Below are 22004 nucleotides of genomic sequence, written 5' to 3' on the forward strand. Positions count from 1 at the left end.
CTACCGAGCTCGCTTGGCTGCTCGCCGCCCATCTAAGGCTCCTAATTCGCCGTCTAGCCAGACCTTGATAGCGTCCACGCGCTTTTTGAGTCAGGCTCTGAGGAGATCGCTGGAAGCGGTCGTCTCGAAGGACGAGGCGTGCGCTCAGGCGCCTCCAAAAGTCATATGCGATCGCCCTACCTTGCGTCAGGCTTGCAGCTTCTTCAGCAACAACCTCAGCGCCGCTGCCGCGAACACCTGCATGTTGCCGAACCGGTCGTTGCTGCCCGTCTCCAGCGTCATCACCTCTGCCGTAGGGCCCGCCACCGCCATGCAGCTATGGCCGGCGGCGTCGCCGTAGCGGTTGCCGGTGGGACCGGCGGCGCCGGTTTCGGACAGGCCCCAGTCGCACCCGAAGCGCGTTCGCATCCGCTCGGCAAGCAGTTTCGCGTAGGGCTCCGATGAGGATCGAAAGCCCTTCATGCCGTCGTCCGAAATATCCATCAGCACGCGCCTCGCGTCGCGCGTGTAGACCACGGCCCCACCGAGGAAATAGGCGGACGCGCCGGGCACGGCGAGCAGGCTGGCCGAGATCAGGCCACCGGCCGAGGATTCTGCCACCGCAATCGTCTGTTTGCGCGCGATCAGTTTGGCCGCGACCTGTTCCGCAATGCCGACGAGTTCTTTCATGTCCTTCACCTCTGATCCTCGCAACTGTGCTCAGCCTTGCTAGCATAGACGGAAGCATTGGCCGAGTTGCAGGCGGCGGGCAGGCCTGCTTGAATGGCGGAGACAAAGCGGAGCGGCTAGGCGCTGCCCGCGAGAAGACGAGATTAAGAACTCCACAGGGAAACGTGAAGGAGATGTCATGGCGTCCCTGATCGCCGGCGCTGTCGATTGCGACGTGCATCCCGCCGTGCCGCATCTGACCAGTCTGCTGCCGTACCTGAACGATTATTGGCGCGATCAGGTGACGACGCGCGGCATGGTCGATCTCGTCTCGCAATCCTATCCGCAGAACTCGCCGATCGTGGCGCGGCCCGATTGGCGCCCCGAGAAAGGTAAGCCCGGCGAAAGCCTGCAGGATATGCAGCGCCACGTGCTCGATCCTTTCCAGCTCAAGCTCGCCATTTGCAATCCTCTGTACGGCGTGCAGATGGTGTTCTCCGAGGACATGCAGGCGGCCTTCTGCCGCGCACTGAACGACTGGCTCGTGAAGGAGTGGCTCGATCGCGATCCGCGCCTGCGCGGCTCGATCGTGATCCCCACGCAAAGCGTCGAGAAGGCGGTCGCCGAGATCGAGCGCTGCGCGCAAGATCGCCGCTTCGTGCAGGTGCTCATGCTGGTCATGGGCGACATACCGCTCGGCAAGCGTGCGCTGTGGCCGATCTATGAAGCTGCGGAGCGGCTGGAACTCCCGGTCGGCGTCCACGCCGGTTCCGCCTACCACAATCCGCCCACTGCTGTGGGGTGGGGGTCTTATCACATCGAGGATTATGTCGGTCAGGCCCAGGCGTTCCAGACCCAGCTCACCAGCCTGATCGTCGAGGGCGTGTTCGCCAAATATCCGCGGCTGAAAATGGTGATGCTGGAGTCCGGCGTCTCCTGGATTGCCCCCTATCTCTGGCGCCTGCACAAGTTCTGGCGCGGGGTGCGGATGGAGACGCCCTGGGTCGATCGCGCGCCGCTGGAGATTGTGCGCAGCAACATTCGCTTCTCGTTACAGCCCTTTGATGCGCCGCCGGAACCGGAGACATTAATTCGCCTGTTTGATCATATGCAGTCAGACGAATTGGTCCTATTCTCCACGGACTATCCGCACTGGCAGTTTGACGGCCAGGACGCGCTGCCCGAAGGTCTGTCCCCCGATCTCGTGCGCAAGATCATGATCGACAATCCGTATGCGACGTATCCCCGCCTGACTTAGCCCGCTGCCAAAGGAGGCAAGGCGATGAATATCCAGTTTCGCGAAAGTCCAGAAGCTGCTTCCCCACTGACTGCGAAGACCGCGATCGCGGATTGCGACATCCATCCGGCCCGCGCCACCCACACCGAGCTTTATCCCTACCTCGCCAAACGCTGGCAGCATCACCTCGACATCTATGGCGTCCACGCCTATCAGGGCATGATGGAAGGCCCGCCCTATCCGAAGGCCCAGCCCAACGCCTCGCGCCGCGACGCCTATCCGCCGGAAGGCGGCCCGCAGGGCTCTTCGTTGTCTTTCATGCAGAAGCAACTGCTCGACCCCAACAACGTGCAGCTCGGCGTGCTCAATCCGCTCAACACCGGCCAAGGCATCCGCAATCACGAACTCTCGGCCGCACTGTGCTCGGCGATCAACGACTGGCAGATCGACAAATGGACCAGCAAGGACAAGCGCCTAAAGGCCTCGATTGTCGTCGGCAATGAAGATGGGCTGTCGGCCGCCGCCGAAATCCGCGAACGTGCCGGCGACAAGAATTTCGTTCAGGTGCTGCTGCTCAGCCGCAACGTCGAGCCGCTCGGGCAGCGCCGCTACTGGCCGATCTATCAAGCCGCAGAAGAAGCCGGCCTTCCCGTCGGCGTGCACGCCTTCGGCTTCGGCGGCAATCCGATCACGCCGTCGGGCTGGCCTTCTTACTACATCGAGGAGATGGTGGGACATTCGCAGTGCCAGCAATCGGCGCTCGCGAGTCTGGTTTTGGAAGGTGTGTTCGAGCGGTTCCCGAAACTGAAGATGGTGATGATCGAAGCCGGCTTCGGCTGGGCGCCGTCGCTGGCGTGGCGGCTCGACAAGGCTTGGCAGCGGCTGCGCAGTGAGGTGCCACATGTGAAGCGGCCGCCGTCGGAATATATCCGCGAGCAGGTGTGGTGGACAACGCAGCCGATGGAGGACCCGGAGTGCCGCGAGGAGCTGTTCGACGTCATCAACTGGATCGGCTGGGATCGCCTCCTGTTTGCGACCGACTATCCGCATTGGGACTATGATGAGCCCTCGCGCGTGCTGCCGGCCGGCGTCAGCGAAGCCAATCGCGAGGCATTCTATCTAGGCAATGCCAAGAAGCTCTACGGACTAGCCGCATGATCCGAAAAAGTGTGAAGCGGTTTTTCGATAAGATCATGCGGAAAACACAGATATGGCGCGTCATGTGATTGCCGCGGTCGACGAGCTTCCGCCGGGCACGCGAAAATTACTGGAGATCGACGGACGGCCGATCGCGGTGTTCAACGTCAAGGGCGAGTATTTCGGCCTGATGAACCGCTGCCCCCATCAAGGCGCGGCGCTGTGCGAGGGCCCGCTGATCGGCCTCGCGCAATCGAAGGATCCCGGCGAGATCCAATATACGAAACTCGGCGAGATCATCCGCTGCCCCTGGCACGGCTGGGAGTTCGACATCCGCACCGGCCAGTCCTATTGCGATCCTCGCCGCTTCCGCGTGAAGGCCTATCCGGCCCATGTCGAGCCGGGCGCGACCGTGGTGAAGGGGCCGTATGTCGCGGAGACTATCCCGGTGAAGGTCGAGAGCGACTACGTGGTGGTGGAATTGTAGCTCGAACTGCAACCGCAGCGGAGACGTGCTCCTTCGCCCCGTTTTTACGGGAGAGGTGAAGGAGCGTGCCTCCGGAGTGACCGTCAGTGTCCCGCCACTGGCTCCGGCACCGCATCGTATGTCGGTACTGCCTTGCCGCCGCCGCGATACACCGTCGACGCCGCGATGATGCCGAGGAGGGCTGCGAAGATCAGCCAGAAGCCGGGCGAAGCCTTGTCGCCGGTCCGCTCGATCAACCAGGTCGAAGCGAGCGGCGTGAAGGTGCCGAACAGCGCGGCGGCGAGCGCGAACGCAAGCGAGAAGCAGGTGGTGCGCACATGCGCCGGCACGATCTCGACGAGAGCACCGAGCATGGTGCCGCTGTAGACGCCGAAATAGAACGAAAACATCATCTCAACCGCGAGCAGCTTGCCGAAAGTCGGCGCCGCCACCAGCCAGTGCAGCGCAGGATAGGCGGTGACGAGCGAGAGGCCGGCGATGGCGAGCAGCACCGGCTTGCGGCCGATGCGATCGGACAGCGCACCGCCGACCGGATTCCAGATGAAGTTGGTGACTGCCACGAGCAGCGTGACCAGCAACGCGTCCTGTGTCGACAGCTTTAGCACGGTCTTGCCGAAGGTCGGCGTGTAGACCGTGACGAAATAGAACGTCGTGGTGGTCAGGATCGCGATCATCATGCCGAGCATGACGATGCGCCAGTTGGCGAGCGCGGAGGCGAACACCTCGCTGGCCGTCGGGTGCTTCTTCATGGCGAGGAAGGCTGGCGTCTCCTCCAGCGTCCGCCGCAGGACGAAGATCAGCGGAATGATCAGGCAGCCGACAAAGAAGGGAATGCGCCAGCCCCAAGCGGCGACGGTGTCGGCCGGCATCATTTCGGAGAGGATAAAGCCGAGGATCGAAGCCACGAAGATCGCGACCTGCTGGCTCGACGATTGGAACGAGGTGTAGAAGCCGCGATTGCCGGGCGTTGCGATTTCCGCAAGATACACCGACACGCCGCCGAGCTCGACTCCGGCGGAGAAGCCTTGCAGCAGGCGGCCGATCAGCACGATGACGGGCGCCGCGATACCGATCGTCGCGTAGCTCGGGCAGAACGCGATGACGACGGTGCCGAAGGCCATGATGCCGAGCGTGACGATCAGGCCCTGGCGGCGGCCGATGCGGTCGATGTATGCGCCGAGCACGATCGCGCCGACGGGGCGCATCAAGGCGCCGAGCCAGAACACGCCGAAGGTGTTGAGCAGCGACGCCGTTTCATCGCCGGAGGGAAAGAACGCCTTGCCGATCGCGGCGGCGTAGAAACCGAACAGGAAAAAGTCGAACTGCTCGAGGAAATTGCCGGAGGTGGCACGCAGGATTGCGCCGATGCGCGACTTGATTGCGGGTGGATTGGTCGATGCGGCTGATCCAGCCATTGCGGTCTCCCCTTGGAAAAGCGTGGCCGGCCGGAACTCGTCTTCACGGCAAGGCGACAGATTGATGCTGCGACAATCTGTCATACCCCTTCCCGCAGGGTGGGAGGCGAGTCAATCGGTTTTGCCGGGGAAGCTGATGATTTTTCAGGCCTTGTTTTGCGTTGCGGCGATCATCCAGTCCCGGAACGCGGTCAATTTCGGCGCTTCGCGGCGGCCCTCCGGCGAGACCAGGTAGAAGCCGGCATCGGCCGGCAGCGCGATCTTGAAGGGCACCACGAGGCGGCCCTTGGCGATGTCGTCCTGAACGTAGGAGGTCCGGCCCATCGCGACGCCGATGCCGTCGATCGCGGCCTGGATGGTCATGAAGATCATGTCGAAAGTGATACCAGGCTGCCTGGCGATATCGGCTGGCAGGCCCGCCGCCGTCAGCCACAGCCGCCAGTCGTCGCTGTTGGCGTTCGAGGTGTGCAGCAGCGAATGGTTTCGCAGGTCTTCGGGGCGGCGTAGCGGCTTGTCGCCGCGCAGCAGGGAGGGACTGCACACCGGAAACAGCTCGTCCGCCATCAGCCAATCGGCGCGCAAGCCCGGCCACTGGCCGCGGCCGTAGCGGATCGCGGCATCGACGTCGTCGCGCTGGAAGTCGACAAGACTGGTCGAGGTGGTGATACGGACGTCGATACCGGGGTGCTGCTCCTGGAAATCGGTCAGCCGTGGCAGCAGCCATTTGGCGGCAAGCGAAGCCAGCGTCGACACGGTCAGCACCTTGTCGTCGTCCTTGCGCAGCAACCGGTCGGTGGCGAGCCGGAGATCGTTGAAGGCAGCGCGGACGCCCGGCAAATAGTCACGCGCTTCCGGCGTCAGCGTCAGCGCGCGGTTCTGCCGGACGAACAGGCGGATGCCGAGTTCCTCCTCCAGCCTTCGGATCTGATGGCTGATCGCGGTCTGGGTCACGTTCAGTTCGGTCGCCGCCAGCGTGAAACTGAGATGGCGCGCGGCGGCCTCGAACGCTCGCAATCCGTTCAGGGATGGCAATCTGGCAGTCATTTGGCAGCAGGGTGCATGACGTTATTTCATGCGAAAAGGTACAAATTGTCGTTTGTCGCGGCGCAGCAGCAAGCAGATATTAGCGGTCAGGTTAGCTCCAGGAGCTGAAGATGTCTACCTTGACCCAAAATTCGATGACAAATCATCATGCGCCGAGCCTGATTCACCAGATCGGCGACACCCTCCATATCTGGCACGAACGCTACCGGACCCGGCGCGAACTCACCAACTGGACTGCGCGTGATCTGCAGGACGTCGGCCTGACTTGGAGCGATGTGGCTTATGAAGCCGACAAACCCTTCTGGCGGGCCTGATCGGCCGCCAGGCCGGCGCCGCCTGATCACAGGGGCGCCGGCGGTCCCTTTCCCTTTGCGGCATGTGTCATGAGTACGCTTCGTCTGGAAGACCTGAGGCAATATTCCGATACGCTGCGCACCCGGGAAGGTGAGACGTTCAAGCTTCGCTTCGTCGAGCCGCGCGACACTGAGGAGCTCCAGCACTATTTCCGGTCGCTCTCGACGCGGTCCCGCTACAACCGTTTCTTCGGCGCGATCAGCGAATTACCGAAGGGGCTCCTGCACGATTTCCTCGATGTCGGAGAGCGCGAGCGCTTCACCGTGGTCGCGACCATGATGGTCGACGGCTTCGAGACTATCGTCGCCGAAATGCGCTATGCGCTCCATGCCGAGACCGCAGCGGTCGAGTTCGGCCTGTCGGTCGACGACCGCTGGCACGGTCACGGGATCGCCACTGCGCTTCTGAAGAACCTGGAATGCCGCGCCGCTGCGCTGGGCGCCGAGCACATCTTTGGCGAAACGCTGCGCTCCAACGAAACCATGATCTCGCTCGCCCGCAAATCCGGCTTCGCTTTCGTCAATCATCCCGACGACTGGAAGCTGGTGCGCTTCGACAAGAAGATCGCGGTCGCACCGAAAGACATTCCCTGTGCGAGCTGGCGCCTCGCCGCTCTTTCCCGTCAGGCCGACAGCCCCTCAGCCTCGGCTTGATACACTCCGAGCCCGGCCTGGCGAAGCCAGAGCCGGGCATTTTTTTGCCTTCACGCAGTCTCCTTCGGCCTACTTCCCCGTGAACACCGCCTTGCGCTTCTCGATGAAGGCCTGCACGGCCTCCTTGTGATCGGCGGTCGCGGTGAGGCGCACCAGCCGCTCGGCCTCGTGGTCGCGCGCGGTCTCGAAGTCGAAGAGCAGGGCCTCGTCGAGATTGTCCTTCATGTAGCGCAGCGCGAGGCGAGGGCCTTCGGCGAGCGATTTGGCCAGCGCGAAAGCCTCGGCTTGCAGCAAGTCGTCGGGCACGACGCGATTGACGAGGCCGATCGCCTCGCAACGCGCGGCATCGACGCGATCGCCGGTGAACATCAATTCGCGTGCCCGCGCGGTGCCGACTAGCCGGGTCAGCAGCCAGGCGATGCCGTAATCACCGCTGAGCGCGATGCGGGCGTAGCCGGTGACAACGAACGCAGATTGCGCGGCGATGCGGATGTCGCAGGCCATGGCGATGGCAAGCCCGGCGCCGACTGCGGGGCCGGGTAGGGCGGCGATGGTGGGCTTGCGCACCGACACCAGCGCGCCGGTGAGCAGGCGCTGCCGCTCCTGGAGATCGGCGATGCGATCCTCAAGCGACATCTCCAGCTTCTTTGAATCGCGATGCGCACCCATGCCCTTGACGTTGCCGCCGGCGCAGAACGCTTCGCCTGCGCCGGTGAGCAGCAGTGCGCCGACATCAGGGTTCTCGCCGCAGCTCCGGATCATCGTGCGCAGCGCCGGCGTTAACGTATCGGACAGCGAGTTGCGCGCCTCCGGCCGGTTCAGCGTGATGACAGCGACGCGCTCGCGGATGACGCAGAGCAGCTCGTTGGTACCGGTATCGATGGTGGTTTCCGTGGTCATGTCGCTCCCTCTCTTCGTCATGGCGAGCAGCCCGCGACAAATTGCGAAGCAAGTCTGCGCTGGCGACGAAGCAATCCAGTTTGTCTCCGCGAAGATATCTCGATTGCTTCGCTTCGCTCGCAATGACGATTGTTGTGACGTTATTGCCTCAAAACAGCGCCTCAAAACGTCTCAACCCATGGCCGCAGCTCCAGCTCCCAGCTCCAGGCGCTGCGCGGCTGCTGCAACACGTTCCAATAGCTCTGCGCGATGGCGTCAGGGTCGAGCATCGAGTCCGGCTTGTCGGCCGGCTCGGTCCGCGTCGCGCTGCGGATAGCGCCGTCGATGACGAAATGCGCGACATGGATGCCCTGCGGCGACAATTCGCGCGCCATGCTCTGTGCGAGACCGCGCAGCGCGAACTTGCCCATCGCAAACGATGCCGACTGCGCATAGCCCTTGACGCTGGCGGAGGCGCCGGTGAACAGGATCGCGCCGTGCCTGTTCGGCAGCATACGCTTGGCCGCCTGTTGCGCCACCAGGAAGCCGCCATAAGCGCTGACCGCGATAGCGTGCGCGACATCGGCAGGGACCAGATCGACGAGCGGTCCGCGCGTGCGCCCGCTGGCGTTGTAGACGACGAGATCGGGCGTGCCGATCTCGCGCTCGACCAGGCCGAACAATCGCTCAACCTCCTCTGGCTCCGTGGCGTTGCAGGCATAGGCTTTGGCCCCGGTCTCGGTGCAGAGCGCGCCCAGCTTCTCGATCTTGCGCGCGGCAAGGGCGACGCGGATGTTCTGGGCCGCAAGGAGCCTTGCCAGCGAGGCGCTCAATCCTTCGCCGGCGCCGACAATGAGCGCGATCCTGTATTTTGGGTGTTCCATGGCGTGATCTCTCGCAGACAAGGAGCCGTTGATCTAAGCATGGTCTGCGCGGACGACCAGCCGGGGGCGGTCACAATTCCGCAGAGTGAATTGCTCCCTCACGGCGATCATGCCTCCCTGACGATTTGCGGCTTTATCCGCATTCGCCTCTGGAGCATGATCGACATCATCCCAAGCGGCAAGCGCAAAAAATTGCCGGCGGGCGGAAACGAGAGGACGATCATGCACAAGCCCATCCCAGCGCCGCCAACACGTATCGCGGTCGAGCCGTCCGGCCTGCTGGCACCCGATACCACTGGCATGAATTTCTACCGCGCCGATCCCGGACTGACGGACCTCTTGCGCATCCATCTGCCGGACACGCTGTTCCGCCATATCGAGCCGCATCTCGATCGCCTCGGCGAACTCGCCGGCGGCCAGCTCGACGAATGCGCGCGGCTTGCCGACCGGCACACGCCCATCCTGCATCAGCGCGACAAGTTCGGCCGCGACATACAATGGATCGAGTATCATCCGGCCTATCGCGAGCTGGAGAAGGCCGCGTTCGGCGAATTCGGCATCCACGCGCTTTCGACGCGCAAGGGTATCATGGGCTGGCCGGACAAATATCCCGTGGTGGCCAAGCACGCCTTCACCTTCCTGTTCAACCAGACCGAATTCGGCATGGGCTGCCCGATCAACGTCACCGACGGCTGCGCAAAACTGTTGGCGAATTTCGGCAGTGAAGCGCTGAAGGCGAAATATCTGGATGGCCTGACCCAGACCGACATGAGCAAGCTGACCCAGGGCGGCCAGTTCATGACCGAGAAAGAAGGCGGCTCCGACGTCGGCACGCTGACGACGCGCGCGGTGCAGGAAGGCGACCATTGGCGCCTCTACGGCGAAAAATGGTTCTGCTCGAACGCCGACGCCAAGATCGTGATGCTGCTGGCGCGTCCTGAAGGCGCCGGCCCGGGCACGCGGGGCGTAGGCCTGTTCCTGATGCCGCGCTTCCTCGACGACGGCTCGCAAAACAGCTACCGGATCGTGCGTCTCAAGGACAAGCTCGGCACCCGCTCGATGGCTTCGGGCGAGATCAAGCTCGAAGGCGCGATCGCCTACGCCGTGGGCAAGCTCGACCGTGGGTTCGTGCAGATGGCCGAGATGGTGAACTCGTCGCGGCTCTCAAATGGTGTCAAATCCACCGCGCTGATGCGCCGGGCCTATCACGACGCGCTTGCCGTCGCGAAGAACCGCGTGGTGTTCGGCAATCGCATCATCGACCTGCCGCTCGGTCGCCGGCAGATGCTGAAAATCATGCTGCCGGTCGAGCAAGCGCTGTCGATGAGCTTCCTCACCGCCGACGCGCTTGACCGCGCCGAAGCCGGCAGCCAGGATGCGGCGGCGCTCTTGCGCATTCTCACTCCGACGCTGAAGTTCCGCGCCACGCGCGACGCGCGAAAGGTCTGCGGAGATGCGCTCGAGATGCGCGGCGGCATCGGCTATATCGAGGAATTCGCCACCGCGCGCCTGCTGCGCGATGCGCATCTCGGCTCGGTCTGGGAAGGCACCGGCAACATTGTCGCGATCGATGCGCTGCGGCGCGCGGTTGGCCGTCATGGCGCGGAGTCCGCGCTCGCGGCCGATCTGCATGCCCGGCTCGACGACAGCGTCTCCGTGCCACAGGCCTGGCGCGATAATCTGCGCGGCCTCACCGACCGCGCCGTCGGCTTCGCACGAGAGGTCGCGGCCAAGGTCGACAACGAGGCCGATGCGCGGCGCGCCACCAGCCTGCTCTATCATGTCGCGAGCGCCGTCGCGCTCGCCTGGGAATCGCATCGCATCCACGACATGCGCGGCGACGCGCGCCGGCTGCTGCTGTCGCGGCTCGTGATCGACCATCGCGTCCTGCCGAGCGATCCGTTCCGGCTGACGGAAAATCCAGTGCAGCAGAAGATCGCCGCGCTGCTGCTCGGCGACCGCAACGCCACCATGAGCGAGGTTGGCGAACTGGTTCTGGCGGCGTAGGCTCCTTTCACCTCTCCCATAGGGAGAGGTGAGGAATGCACTCAACGAAACAGCATGAGGAAAGACCGATGAAGGCCGCCGTCCTCTATGAAATCAATCAGCCGCTCGTCATCGAGGACATCAGCCTGCCGAAGCCCGGCCCGCGCGAGGTCCTGATCCGCACCGCAGTTGCCGGGCTCTGTCATTCCGATCTGCACTTCATGGAAGGCCTCTATCCGCATCCGTTACCCGCGGTGCTTGGGCACGAGTCCGCAGGCGTGGTCGAACAGGTCGGCTCCGACGTCACTTACGTTAAGCCGGGCGATCACGTCGTCACCTGCCTCTCGGTCTTCTGCGGCACTTGCGACAATTGCACGACGGGGCGCACCGTGCTCTGCACCGACACGACGGTGAAGATGCTGCCGGGCGTCTCCGACCGGATGCAGTGGGCGAAGCCTGAGAAGCTGCACCAGTTTCTCAACCTCTCGTCCTTCGCTGAGCAGATGCTGGTGCACGAGAACGCGATCGTCAAAATCCGGAAGGAAATGCCGCTCGATCTCGCCGCGCTGATCGGCTGCGGCGTTATCACCGGCTACGGCGCGGTGGTGAACACGGCAAAGGTGACGGCCGGCGAGACCGTGGCGGTGATCGGCTGCGGCGGCGTCGGCATGGCCGCGATCAACGGTGCGCAGATCGCCGGCGCCGGCCGCATCATCGCCATCGACACCAATCCGGCCAAGCTGCAGCTCGCGACCAAGCTGGGCGCGACCGACATCATCAATCCCGCCGATGGTGACGTCGTGAAGCAGGTGCGCGACCTCACCAATGGCGGCGTGCATCATTCCTTCGAGGTGCTCGGCCGCAAGGAGACCGCCGAGCAGGCGTTCGGCATGCTCGCCTCCGGCGGCACCGCCACCATCGTCGGCATGATCCCGTTCGGACAGAAGATCGAGCTGCACGGCTTCGACTTCCTGCGCGAGCGCAAGATCCAGGGCTCCTCGATGGGCTCCAACCATTTCCGCGTCGACATGCCGCGCCTGGTCGACTTCTACCTGCGCGGGCGGCTACACCTGGAGGACTGGATCTCGGCCAAGCTGAAGCTAAGCGAGATCAACGAGGGCTTTGCCAACATGAAAGCCGGCAAGACGCTGCGCAGCGTGATCGTGTTCGATAGCTGACACAACGACTGTGTCATCGCCCGGCCTTGACCGGGCGATGACACACCCCGCGGCGGAACTTGCGTGAACGAACCGCCGCGGAGTACTGAATGCCCCGCCTTCGCGCGGCATGACAGCGCTGAGGATGCCGGCTGTTTGCCTAACTCACCGCGACACGTGCGCGGACACCGCCAGCCACTTGCCGTTCTGCTTCGCCCAACAATCGGTATATCGTCCGGTAGCATACTGGCCGTCCGCCATGGTGTAGCTCGTCGCGGCGTGGATGATGGCGAAATCGCCCATGATGCGGATGATGACGTCGTGCTCATGCAGATTGCGGATCGCGATCGGCCGCGCCGTCTGTTCCAGGAAGGCTGTGCGATCGACCAGCGTCTTGTCGGGATTGGAGCAGTAGAACTCCGGCGCCAGGATCTCGTCGAAGCGCTTGACGTCGCAGTTCTGGACCGAAGCGACATAGTCGCGGTTGAGCGCGGTGAGCTGTTCGAGATCGTTGCTCATGACCTCTCTCTCCTGCCATCCGAGATGCCCGTAGCGCTAGCCCCGGAATCTCGATGTTGTTTTTCCGCCGTCATTGCGAGCAAAGAGAAGCAATTCAGAAATGTCTCTGCGGGTACAGTCTGGATTGCTTCGTCGCAAGAGCTCCTCGCAATGACGAAAGCGACTAGTCATTGAACAAAGGCGGCGGCACGAACCCGCCGAACTCGCGCTCGATCAGCTCGGCGAGCTTCAGCGGCGTGCGATCCTCGAGGAAAGGCCCGATGATCTGCACGCCCACCGGCAGGCCGTCCTTCGACAGGCCGAGCGGAATGGCCGTTGCGGGCAAGCCCGTCAGTGTGGCGATGCCGGGCCAGGCAAGCTGGTCCGGATAGGCAAAGTCCTTGCCGTCGATATTGATCCGGCGCGTCTCCTGCTGGGGCGAATGATCATGCGGATAGGCCGCCGTCGGCATGATCGGACAGATCACCGCATCGAATGTCCGGAACAATTGCCGCCATTGCGCGCGCAGCCCGGCGCGGGCGCCCTCGTCGAACACCCAGGCCTGGTGCGTGGAGGTCATGCCGCGCAGCCGCTCGGCGGCAAGGCTCTTGTCCTCTGGTGAGAGCTGCGCCGCCCCGGCACGTGCGCCGGCGAGAATGTCCGGCGAAAAGAACGCGCCGAGAAAGCTCATCAGCATGCGCATGTAGAGGCGCGAGGCTTCCGTAAAATCGGGAAACAGCGGACTCTCGCGTGCGACGCTGGCGCTCATGCTCGCCAATTGGCCCGCCAGCTTGTCGATCGCGCCGCGAATGTCGGCATTCGCGGGCAGCAACGGGTGACTGTCAATCACGAGCACACGGAAATCCTTCAGCGTGTGATGTCGCGCCTCCGGCAACGCAAGCCTGTATCCGATGCCGAGGTCCAGCGGATCCGGCCCTGCCATCACTTCCAGGAGCAGAGGCAGATCGGCCGCACTCCGCGCCATCGGACCGATCACCGCCATGTCGCGCTCCATCGGGATGGCGGGAAATGGCGGCGGCGTGTGGCCGCGCGTCGGGCAGAGATTGTAGGTCGGCTTGTGCGCATAGACCCCGCAATGGAAGGCGGGCACCCGGAGCGAGCCGCCGATGTCGGAGCCGAGTGAGAGCGGTCCATAGCCGGCCGCCAGCGCCGCAGACGAGCCGCCCGATGAGCCGCCGGGCGTGCGGCCGAGATCGAACGGATTGTTCGTGACGCCATAGATGTCGTTGTAGCTCTGCCAATCCCCCAGGCCGACGGGAACGTTGGTCTTGCCGAGGATGATGCCGCCGGCGTTTTTCACCCGGGTGATCGACAGTGCATCTTCCGCGGGCTTGAAATCCTTCTGCGGCGTCCAGCCCCACGTCGTGGGTAGGCCGGCGACGTTGAAGGATTCCTTCACCGTGACGGGCAGGCCCAGCAGCGGTTTTCGTTCGCCGCGCGCCAATGCGGCGTCCGCCTCGCGCGCCGCAACAAGTGCGCGATCAAAATCGCGCACGCAAATTGCGTTGATCTTGCCGTCGTGACGTTCGATGCGGTCGATCGCGTCCTGGGTGAGCTCGACCGCGGAGACTTTCTTGGTGGTCAACGCGCTCGACAGCTCGACTGCGGTCTTGAAACTCCATTGCGATTTGGCCAAGGCATGCTCCTGTGCATATTTCGGAGGATGATGCGCAGTTTGGCCCAATGCCGCAACGGCTGTTTGATCGCGGTTGACGCTGTCATGCCCGCCGTGGCGGGGCATGACAGCATCAGATAGGCTGAAAGGGTTGGCTGCCTTACAGCTGGCCGAGCAGCGCATCGCCGCCGGAGACCTCGACCTTGCCGGGCATAGCCTCGAGATTCAGCTTCTTCACCACGCCGTCCTCGACCAGCATCGAATAGCGCTTGGAGCGGATGCCGAGGCCGTTGGCCGAGGCATCCAGCTCCATGCCGATCGCCTTGGTGAAATCCGCATTGCCGTCGGCGAGGAAGATGGCCTCGTCGCGCTGGTCGGTTTCGCGCTTCCAGGCGTTCATGACGAAGGCGTCGTTGACGGAGACGATGGCGATGGTGTCGACGCCCTTGTCCTTCATGGCGTAGGCATTGAGGAAGATGCTCGGCAGATGCATCTTGTGGCAGGTGCCGGTATAGGCGCCGGGCACCGCGAACAGCGCGACCTTCTTGCCCTTGAAGATATCGTCGGTGGTCTTCACCTGCGGACCTTCCGCCGTCATCACACGGAATTTCGCCTCGGGCAGCTTGTCGCCAACTTGGATGGTCATCGTCAGTCTCCCTGAATATCGGTCCCGCCTTTTAGACCGTGGCGCGGGCCTGCACAATATTTGCGGGCGGCGGAAGCGGCGAGGCCCCGGTCGTTCACCGTGATGTCATCAGCCTGCAAAACCGCCGCCGTCGAGGAAGGCCTGCTCTTCCACAGTCGTGTCACGGCCGAGAAGGCGATTGCGGTGGGGGAAGCGGCCGAAACGCTGGATGATGTCGGCGTGCTCGCGAGCGTATTTCAGGTTCTCGGCATTGTCGGTGTTTTGAAACAGCGCGACGCAATGCAGCTGGTCGCTCAGGTGCTCGGAATGCATGAAGGGCAGATAGAGGAATTCGAGCAGGATGGGATCGACCTTGCGATCTGTGCCCCTTTCGATGGCGCGGCGGGCAACATCGCGCGCCAGCGCATCGCTGGCAAAGGCTTGCGGCGTGCCGCGGAACATGTTGCGGGGGAACTGGTCGAGCGCGATGACCAGCGCGAGCGCGCCCTCGTCACTCGTCTCCCATGATGCGAGCTCACCGGCGGCCGCCTTCTGCCACAGGCCGAGAAAGCGGCGCCTGACCTCTGCGTCGAAAGCGTCGTTGCGCTCATACCAGCGCTCGCGGCCGGCCTCGCGCCAGAAGGCGAGAACGTCGGATGGCGTGATGTCGCCGACCTTCAGCATGAATGAAAGCGGCCTTACGCCGCCTCCGCCTTCTTCTCGTCGCGCAGCTGCCGGCGCAGGATCTTGCCGACATTGGTCTTCGGCAGGTCGGTGCGGAATTCGATGTGCTTGGGCACCTTGTAGCCGGTGAGCTGCTCGTGACAGAACTTGATCACGTCCTCGGCCGTGAGGTTGGGGTCTTTCTTGACCACGAACGCCTTCACCGCTTCGCCCGATTTGGAATCGGGGATGCCGATCACGGCGCATTCGAGCACGCCAGGATGGGTCGCGATGACTTCCTCGATCTCGTTGGGATAGACGTTGAAGCCGGAGACCAGGATCATGTCCTTCTTGCGATCGACGATCTTGGTGTAGCCTTTCTCGTCCATCACGCCGATGTCGCCGGTGCGGAAAAATCCGTCAGCGGTCATCACCTTGGCAGTCTCCTCCGGCTTGTTCCAATAGCCCGACATCACCTGCGGACCCTTGGCGCAGATTTCGCCGGGCTGGCCGAGCGGGACTTCGTTGCCGTCGTCGTCGCGGATCGAGATCCAGGTCGAAGGCACGGGGATGCCGATCGTGCCCGAGAACTCTGTTGCCGTCGCCGGGTTGCAGGTCAGCGTCGGCGAGGTCTCCGACAGGCCGTAGCCTTCGGCGATGAAGCAGCCGGTGATCGCCTTCCACTGCTCGGCGACGGGGCGCTGCACCGCCATGCCGCCGCCGTTGGAGATCTTCAGCTTGGAGAAGTCGAGCTTCTTGAAGTCGGGATGATGCATCAGGCCGTTGTAGAGCGTGTTCACGGCCGGGAAGCTGTTGACCTGGTATTTCGCCAGCTCCTTGACGAAACCGGCGATGTCGCGCGGATTGGGGATCAAGAGATTGCAGCCACCGGCGCGCACCGCGAGCAGGTAGCAGGCCGTCAACGCGAAGATGTGATAAAGCGGCAGCGCACAGACGATCATGAGCTGATCGACATGCGGCGGCGCGGCGAGCGCCGGCTGGAGCCAGGCGTCGTTCTGCAGGACGTTGGCGACGATGTTGCGGTGGAGCAGGGTGGCGCCCTTGGAGACGCCGGTGGTGCCGCCGGTATATTGCAGGAACGCGACGTCGCCCGGCGAGAGTTTTGGCTTGCTGAAGGTCATGCCGCGGCCGGCGGAGAGCGCGTCGTTGAAGGACACTGCGCCCGGCAGCGACCAGGCCGGTACCATTTTCTTGAGGCGGCGGACGACGAGATTGACGATCACGCCCTTGAAGCCGAGCAGGTCGCCCATGCTGGCGACGATGACGTGCTTGACCTGTGTCTTCGCGATCACCTGCTCGACCGTGTGGGCGAAATTCTCCAGCACGATGATGGCCTCGGCGCCGGAATCCCTGAGCTGATGCTCGAGCTCGCGCGGAGTATAAAGCGGATTGACGTTGACCACCGCGAAACCGGCGCGCAGCACGGCGGCGGTCGCGACCGGATATTGCAGTACGTTCGGCATCATGAGGGCGACCCGCGCGCCGCGCTGCAGCCCGCGGCCCTGCAAATAGGCGGCGAGCGCGACCGACATCTGGTCGAGGTCGCGATAGCTGATCGACTTGTCCATGCAAATGAACGCCTTGCGGTCGGCGAACCTGGTGAAGCTCTCCTCCAGCAGGTCGACCAGCGATGCGTATTGCGTCGGCTCGATATCGGCGGGCACGCCGGGCGGATATTGCTTGAGCCAGATGCGCTCCATGGAAACTCCCCTCATCTAACTGAGCCCGTTGTGTCTCGGGCTTGCCTCGTTGCCGTCAGTATCGAGCCTGCCGGAACGGGTGGCAAGCCGTCGAGGCTTAGGGCAAAGGTCGGGGAGTAGCTACCGGAATCCTCACTGAGCGCGCTGCCGCAGGTGCGAAGTGCGGGCGCGGTCCAGCCGCGAGTGGCCGTTAACTGTTGTTGGCCGGCTTGGCGGCGGCAGGCTTGGTCGCGGCCTTGGGCTTGGCGGGCTTGGGAGCCTGATCGCCGCTTGCCGCCGGTTTCTCGGCGGGTTTCGCCGCCGCATCGTGCTTCGCTGCGGCATGCTTGGTCCCGGCCGGCTTGGCTGCGGCCTTCGCGTCGCTCTTGGTATCGCTCTTGGCCTCAGGCTTGGCAGCCGGCTTCGCCGCCGCTGTCTTGGATTCCTTGCTTGCGTCCTTATTCCCGTCCTTCGGCTTGGCGGCGGCGTCAGGCTTCTTGGCGACGCGCGACTTCTTGCCACGCGGCTTCGCCACCGTCTGTTGGTCGGCATCGGCCGCGACCGCGGCGATTAGCGCCGTGCCGGTGCGGGTCGGGCCGGTATAGACCAGCACGGGCTCCGTGGCCGCCGGAGCAGAGGCCATCAACTCGGAGGCCTTCATCAGGGGCGGCTGAAGGCCGGCCGTGAAGAAAGTGACCTGGGCTTCGCCGCCGGTGGCCGAGGCCGATCCGGTCGCCCCGCCATTGGCCGCGATCAACGCATCGTCGTCGTCGCTGGCCGGCCGCTTGCGGTTGGGTCCGCACATCTCGTCGCGCAGGTTCGGCGGCGAGGCGTCAACCGGCACGAGATTGTCGACGGTGCCGAGCGAGGGTCGTAGCCAGGTGAGATTGTCTTGAGCGAAGCCGCGCTCGAGCAACTGCGCCGCCTTCACCGCGCGCGCGGTGCCGGAATTGGCGCCCAGCACCACCGCGATCAGCCGGCGGCCGTTGCGCGTGGCCGATGCCACGAGATTGTAGCCGGAGGCGCAGATGAACCCGGTCTTGAAACCGTCGGCGCCGGGATAGCGGCCGATCAGCTTGTTGAAATTGCCGGTGATGCGCTTGCCGAAGCGGATCGCCGGGATGTGCACGAAGTACTCGTATTCCGGCAGGTCGCGCAGGAACGCGCGCGCCAGGATTCCGAGATCGCGCGCGGACGTGATCTGGCCGTCGGCGGGCAGGCCGTTCGGATTGACGTAGCTCGTCTGCGTCATGCCGAGCTTCTTCGCGGTGTCGTTCATCATCGCGGAGAAGCCGTCGATCGATCCGCCGACGCCTTCGGCAAGCACCACGGCCATGTCATTCGCCGACTTGACCATCATCATCTTCAGGGCGTTGTCGACCGTGAGCTGCGTTCCCGGGCGGAAACCCATCTTCGATGGCGACTGCGAGGCTGCCGTCGGCGACACCGTGAGCAGCGTGTCGAGCGTGAGCCTGCCGTCCTTGACCGCCTTCAGCGTCACATAGGCGGTCATGATCTTGGTAACGGACGCAGGGTACCATGGAATGGTCGCATTATCGGCCTGCAACACCTTGCCGCTGTCGGCCTCGATCAGCAGCAGCGCTTCGGCGCTCGCCGCGCGCGGAGCGAGCAATGCGGCGCATGCGAGGCTCGCAGCGAACAGGTTGAACAGCGACTTGCGAAGCAGCGGGCGAAGGGCGTGCACTATCCGATTCCGGTCCTTGGAGACCCCCCGGTTCCGGGCGGTTCTCGTGATCTGATGTTCGGTTTTGAAATCCAGCGCCGCCGCTTGCGGCGTCGCAAACCTATACCGGCTGATGCCTCGAGAATAGGGGGACCGGTGCGGTATTCCGCAATGAAATAGGCCGAATTTCGACGGTCCTATGGGGACTTGCTACGGGGATTTGACCGTGATCGCGGCAGTCTCTGCCGCCGTCACGCTGGCTCGTGCGTTTTCCTGAACCATGAACTGGGCCCTGGCGAGCTCGGCGAAATGGCCCCCTTTGGCCACGAGTTCATCGAAAGTTCCGCTTTCGATCACCCGGCCGGTCTCGAACACCAGGATCCGCGTGGCGTTGCGGATGGTGGATAGGCGGTGGGCGATCACGAAGGTGGTCCTGCCCTTCATCACTTCGTCGAGAGCGGTATTCACCTTGGCCTCGGTGACGGCGTCGAGCGCGCTGGTCGCCTCGTCCAGGATCAGGATCGGCGGATCTTTCAGCAGCGCGCGGGCGATCGACAGCCGCTGCCGCTCGCCGCCAGAGAGCATGCGGCCGCGTTCGCCGGCATTGGTCTCGAAGCCGCCGCTGCGCTCGATGAAGTCGAGCGCCTGCGCGCGCTCGGCCGCCTTGCGCATCTCGTCTTCGGTCGCATCCGGCTTGCCGACCAGCAGATTCTCCGCAATCGAGCGATTGAACAGCAGCGCCTCCTGGAACACCACGCCGATGTTCCGCCGCAGCGATGTTAGCGTGATCCCGCGCACGTCCATGCCGTCGATCCGGATGAAGCCGGATTGCGGGTCGAAGGCACGGTGCAAGAGGGCGATCGCGGTCGACTTGCCGGCGCCGGTCGGACCGACCAGCGCGATGGTCTGGCCGGGCAGCGCCGTGAACGAGAGGTCCTCGACCGCCGGGCGCTTGCCGTCATAGGAGAAGGTGACGTCGTTGAACTCGACAAGGCCGGAGAGCCTGCCGGCATCGATCGCGTCGGGGCGGTCGTGCACGGCGGGTACGGCATCGAGCACATTGAAGAATTCGCGCAGTCGCGGCGCCTCCATGAACACGTTGTTGATGAAGCTCACGACCTGTTCGAGCCTCTGGATCAGCATCGTCGCGAAACTCACGAACATCACGATCTCGCCGACGGATGTCAGCCCCCGGTCGTGCAGCGCGATACCTATGGTGAAGATCGTGAGCACCGTGATGGTGGTCGAGGCGCGCGTGATGACGGTGACGAGCGCCCACCATGACAGCACCGGCATCTGCGCGGCCAGCAACTCGTCGGCGACGGAGCGCAGCCCTTTGACCTCGGATTCGACGCGGACAAAGCTCTGCACCAGCGCGACGTTGCCGAGCGCATCGGAGGCGCGCGCAGACAGCTCGCTGTAGTGCTCCTCGACCTCCATCTGCATGCCGAAGGTCTTGCGCACCACGAAGGTCGTCAGCGCGGTGAAGACAATGCAGAGCACGAACAGCAGGATCGCGAGCCGCCAGTTCAGGTAGAGCGACAGCGGCAGCAGCACCACGACCGAGAGGATCGCGGCAAAATGCTCGCGGAAGAAGCCGAGCCATAGCCGCCACAGCGCGTCGGTGCCGTTGAGCATCACCTTCATCAGCCGGCCCGAATGGGTGCCGGAGTGGAAGGTCAGCGGCAGTTGCAGGATGTGCTCGAAATAGTCGGTCAGCACCGCCTGGCGCTGGCGGTGCGAGAGCCGATCGGCCTGCAAGGCCACGAGCGCGCTGCATGCAATGGTGAACAGCCCGAACACGACCCAGGCGGCCAGGAACGGCCAGGCCGAGTTCGAGCCGGCCACCGACTTGCCCGAGAGCACGTCGATGATCCGGCCGAACAGCACGGGCTCGGCGAATTGCGAGCCCGCCAGCAGCAGATTGGCAATCGCGAGCAGCCAGCCCAGCCGCGCTTCCTTGCCGAGCAACTCAAGAACGCGGGTGTAGAGACGGAGGATGGACATGCGGGCGAGGAACTCGGCGACGACGGACTTCGTATTCTAAGCAGGGATGCCGGCGAGATACAGCGGAAGCTTTCAGTTTTGCTCAGTTGATCACCCGTCCGGCCAGCGGCGGCAGGAATTGGTCGTCGAAGATCTCGGCCGCCGCCGGTCGATTGCGGAATTTGAAGTCCTGCGCGACCTGGCCGATCGAGCGCTCGAGGCGCGCCGGGTCGACGCCGCCGAGGCCGTTGCGCCTGACCTCGTCGGTCAGGATGTTGTCAGCGAGTGCGGTGCGCAGGCGCTCCAGCTCCAGGTTGCGGTCGCCGTCGTCGATGCGGCTGGCGGCCTCCTCCGCCGCGCGCCCCGGCTCCATGACGGTTGCGTTAACGCCCGCGATCAAGGCGCGGACGAAGCCCTTCACGGCATCCGGCTTTGCTGCGGCGAAGGCGGGATTGACCACCACGGCAAAGCCGTAGGCTTCGCAGCCGTAATCCGCATAGCGCAGCACGACGAGATCGGCTGCGGGCACGCCGCGGTCGCGCAGGTTCACCGCCGACAGGTAACTGAAGCCGGCGACCGCATCGACCTGGCCCGCGGAGAGGATCGGCTCGCGCACCGCCGCGCTGATCTTGTGGAATTTGACCCGCGATGCATTGATGCCGTTCTGCTGCGCCAGTGCCGGCCACAGCCGCATCGACAGGTCGCTGTCGGCGACGCCGACGGTCTTGCCGTCGAGATCGGACAGGAGGTGGATGCCGCGGCTCTTGCGCGCGACGATCGCATAGGGCGCGCGGTTGAACAGCACGAACACGGCCTTGATCGGCGCCGCATGGTCCTTGTCGCGAAAGCGGATCAGCTCGTTGATGTCGACGAGCGCGAGCTCGCTGTCGCCCTTGGCGAGGCGCGCGAGGGCTTCCGACGATCCGGCTGCGGTGTTGAAGGACACGCTGAGATGCTCGACGCCGAACCTGCCGTCCTTTGCGGCCAGGAAGAACGGCGCCATGCTCGCGTCCAATGGGCGATCGAAGGTGAAGTGAATTGCAACGGATGGGACGGCGGTCTCGGCCACGCTCACATCGCGTGCAATTAGTGTCGCAAGCGAAATCGAGAGAGCCAGCAGGCAACGAAGAGCGATCGTCTTGAATTCCGACATCAATTGCGCCGGTCCGGCATTGTTATGGTTTCGTGACGCTCGCAGCGCCGGCTGGCGATCAGTCTTTCCGCGCCAACATGAACGGCGGATGAGCGGCGATTGCGGCATCGTTACGCAACCCCGTTCAGCTTGTGTTGGGGTTGGGGAACCCAACTTAGGTTATGCGGGTTTGAGAGGC

At 64.0% G+C, this 22004-nt stretch carries 20 protein-coding genes; 7 read left to right on the forward strand and 13 right to left on the reverse strand.

Annotated features, from left to right (window positions below; translation table 11 throughout):
* Window positions 1–186: 186 nt before the first annotated feature.
* Window positions 187–669, reverse strand: coding sequence for a CinA family protein (locus IVA96_RS22935; protein ID WP_247278968.1), 483 nt, complete (start codon window positions 667–669; stop codon window positions 187–189).
* 178 nt (window positions 670–847) lie between these two features.
* Here IVA96_RS22935 and IVA96_RS22940 point away from each other — a divergent pair, with 178 nt between their 5' ends.
* Genes IVA96_RS22940 through IVA96_RS22950 form a run of 3 tightly spaced genes read left to right on the forward strand, consistent with a single transcriptional unit; the run spans window position 848 to window position 3509 of the window.
* Window positions 848–1906, forward strand: a complete 1059-nt coding sequence (locus IVA96_RS22940; protein ID WP_247278967.1) for an amidohydrolase family protein — start codon at window positions 848–850, stop codon at window positions 1904–1906.
* 24 nt (window positions 1907–1930) lie between these two features.
* Window positions 1931–3043 (forward strand): amidohydrolase family protein, encoded by a 1113-nt coding sequence (locus tag IVA96_RS22945; protein WP_247278966.1) that lies wholly within the window; start codon window positions 1931–1933, stop codon window positions 3041–3043.
* 52 nt (window positions 3044–3095) lie between these two features.
* Entirely contained in the window at window positions 3096–3509 is a 414-nt protein-coding gene (locus IVA96_RS22950; protein ID WP_247278965.1) for a Rieske (2Fe-2S) protein, read from the forward strand.
* A gap of 83 nt (window positions 3510–3592) precedes the next feature.
* Here IVA96_RS22950 and IVA96_RS22955 read toward each other — a convergent pair whose 3' ends face one another.
* Both IVA96_RS22955 and IVA96_RS22960 read right to left on the reverse strand, forming a co-directional pair.
* Window positions 3593–4924, reverse strand: a complete 1332-nt coding sequence (locus tag IVA96_RS22955; RefSeq protein WP_247278964.1) for an MFS transporter — start codon at window positions 4922–4924, stop codon at window positions 3593–3595.
* 144 nt (window positions 4925–5068) lie between these two features.
* Entirely contained in the window at window positions 5069–5968 is a 900-nt protein-coding gene (locus IVA96_RS22960; RefSeq protein ID WP_247278963.1) for a transcriptional regulator GcvA, read from the reverse strand.
* 110 nt (window positions 5969–6078) lie between these two features.
* On the opposite strand from IVA96_RS22960, the gene IVA96_RS22965 reads away from it, so the two are divergent.
* Together IVA96_RS22965 and IVA96_RS22970 are read left to right on the forward strand one after the other, a co-directional pair.
* Window positions 6079–6282 (forward strand): DUF1127 domain-containing protein, encoded by a 204-nt coding sequence (locus IVA96_RS22965; protein ID WP_247278962.1) that lies wholly within the window; start codon window positions 6079–6081, stop codon window positions 6280–6282.
* 69 nt (window positions 6283–6351) lie between these two features.
* Window positions 6352–6975: a GNAT family N-acetyltransferase gene (locus IVA96_RS22970; protein ID WP_247278961.1), complete on the forward strand. Its 624-nt coding sequence runs from the start codon at window positions 6352–6354 to the stop codon at window positions 6973–6975.
* Between the two features lie 69 nt (window positions 6976–7044).
* Here the strand turns inward: IVA96_RS22970 and IVA96_RS22975 are convergent, their stop codons facing one another.
* Together IVA96_RS22975 and IVA96_RS22980 are read right to left on the reverse strand one after the other, a co-directional pair.
* Window positions 7045–7875: an enoyl-CoA hydratase gene (locus tag IVA96_RS22975; RefSeq protein ID WP_247278960.1), complete on the reverse strand. Its 831-nt coding sequence runs from the start codon at window positions 7873–7875 to the stop codon at window positions 7045–7047.
* A gap of 161 nt (window positions 7876–8036) precedes the next feature.
* Window positions 8037–8738, reverse strand: coding sequence for an SDR family NAD(P)-dependent oxidoreductase (locus IVA96_RS22980; RefSeq protein ID WP_247278959.1), 702 nt, complete (start codon window positions 8736–8738; stop codon window positions 8037–8039).
* A 222-nt stretch (window positions 8739–8960) separates the two neighbouring features.
* On the opposite strand from IVA96_RS22980, the gene IVA96_RS22985 reads away from it, so the two are divergent.
* Window positions 8961–10745, forward strand: a complete 1785-nt coding sequence (locus IVA96_RS22985) for an acyl-CoA dehydrogenase family protein (RefSeq protein ID WP_247419353.1) — start codon at window positions 8961–8963, stop codon at window positions 10743–10745.
* Between the two features lie 68 nt (window positions 10746–10813).
* On the forward strand, window positions 10814–11902 hold the full coding sequence (locus tag IVA96_RS22990) for a Zn-dependent alcohol dehydrogenase (protein ID WP_247419356.1): 1089 nt from the start codon (window positions 10814–10816) through the stop codon (window positions 11900–11902).
* Window positions 11903–12046: 144 nt separating this feature from the next.
* Here the strand turns inward: IVA96_RS22990 and IVA96_RS22995 are convergent, their stop codons facing one another.
* From IVA96_RS22995 to IVA96_RS23030, 8 genes are all read right to left on the reverse strand, one after another.
* Window positions 12047–12400, reverse strand: a complete 354-nt coding sequence (locus IVA96_RS22995; RefSeq protein ID WP_247419358.1) for a nuclear transport factor 2 family protein — start codon at window positions 12398–12400, stop codon at window positions 12047–12049.
* A 163-nt stretch (window positions 12401–12563) separates the two neighbouring features.
* Window positions 12564–14036, reverse strand: coding sequence for an amidase (locus IVA96_RS23000; protein WP_247419360.1), 1473 nt, complete (start codon window positions 14034–14036; stop codon window positions 12564–12566).
* Between the two features lie 139 nt (window positions 14037–14175).
* Window positions 14176–14661: a peroxiredoxin gene (locus tag IVA96_RS23005; RefSeq protein WP_247419363.1), complete on the reverse strand. Its 486-nt coding sequence runs from the start codon at window positions 14659–14661 to the stop codon at window positions 14176–14178.
* A 108-nt stretch (window positions 14662–14769) separates the two neighbouring features.
* Entirely contained in the window at window positions 14770–15324 is a 555-nt protein-coding gene (locus tag IVA96_RS23010; RefSeq protein WP_247419366.1) for a DUF924 family protein, read from the reverse strand.
* Between the two features lie 14 nt (window positions 15325–15338).
* Window positions 15339–17024: a long-chain fatty acid--CoA ligase gene (locus IVA96_RS23015; protein ID WP_247419369.1), complete on the reverse strand. Its 1686-nt coding sequence runs from the start codon at window positions 17022–17024 to the stop codon at window positions 15339–15341.
* A gap of 190 nt (window positions 17025–17214) precedes the next feature.
* Window positions 17215–18708 carry a D-alanyl-D-alanine carboxypeptidase family protein gene (locus tag IVA96_RS23020; protein WP_247278951.1) on the reverse strand — a complete coding sequence of 498 codons (1494 nt, stop codon included), beginning with the start codon at window positions 18706–18708 and terminating at the stop codon, window positions 17215–17217.
* A 189-nt stretch (window positions 18709–18897) separates the two neighbouring features.
* Window positions 18898–20694 (reverse strand): glucan ABC transporter ATP-binding protein/ permease, encoded by a 1797-nt coding sequence (locus IVA96_RS23025; protein WP_247278950.1) that lies wholly within the window; start codon window positions 20692–20694, stop codon window positions 18898–18900.
* An 82-nt stretch (window positions 20695–20776) separates the two neighbouring features.
* Entirely contained in the window at window positions 20777–21826 is a 1050-nt protein-coding gene (locus tag IVA96_RS23030; RefSeq protein ID WP_247419372.1) for an ABC transporter substrate-binding protein, read from the reverse strand.
* Between the last annotated feature and the right edge of the window lie 178 nt (window positions 21827–22004).

Source organism: Bradyrhizobium sp. 159, from assembly GCF_023073795.1.
Lineage (GTDB): Bacteria > Pseudomonadota > Alphaproteobacteria > Rhizobiales > Xanthobacteraceae > Bradyrhizobium.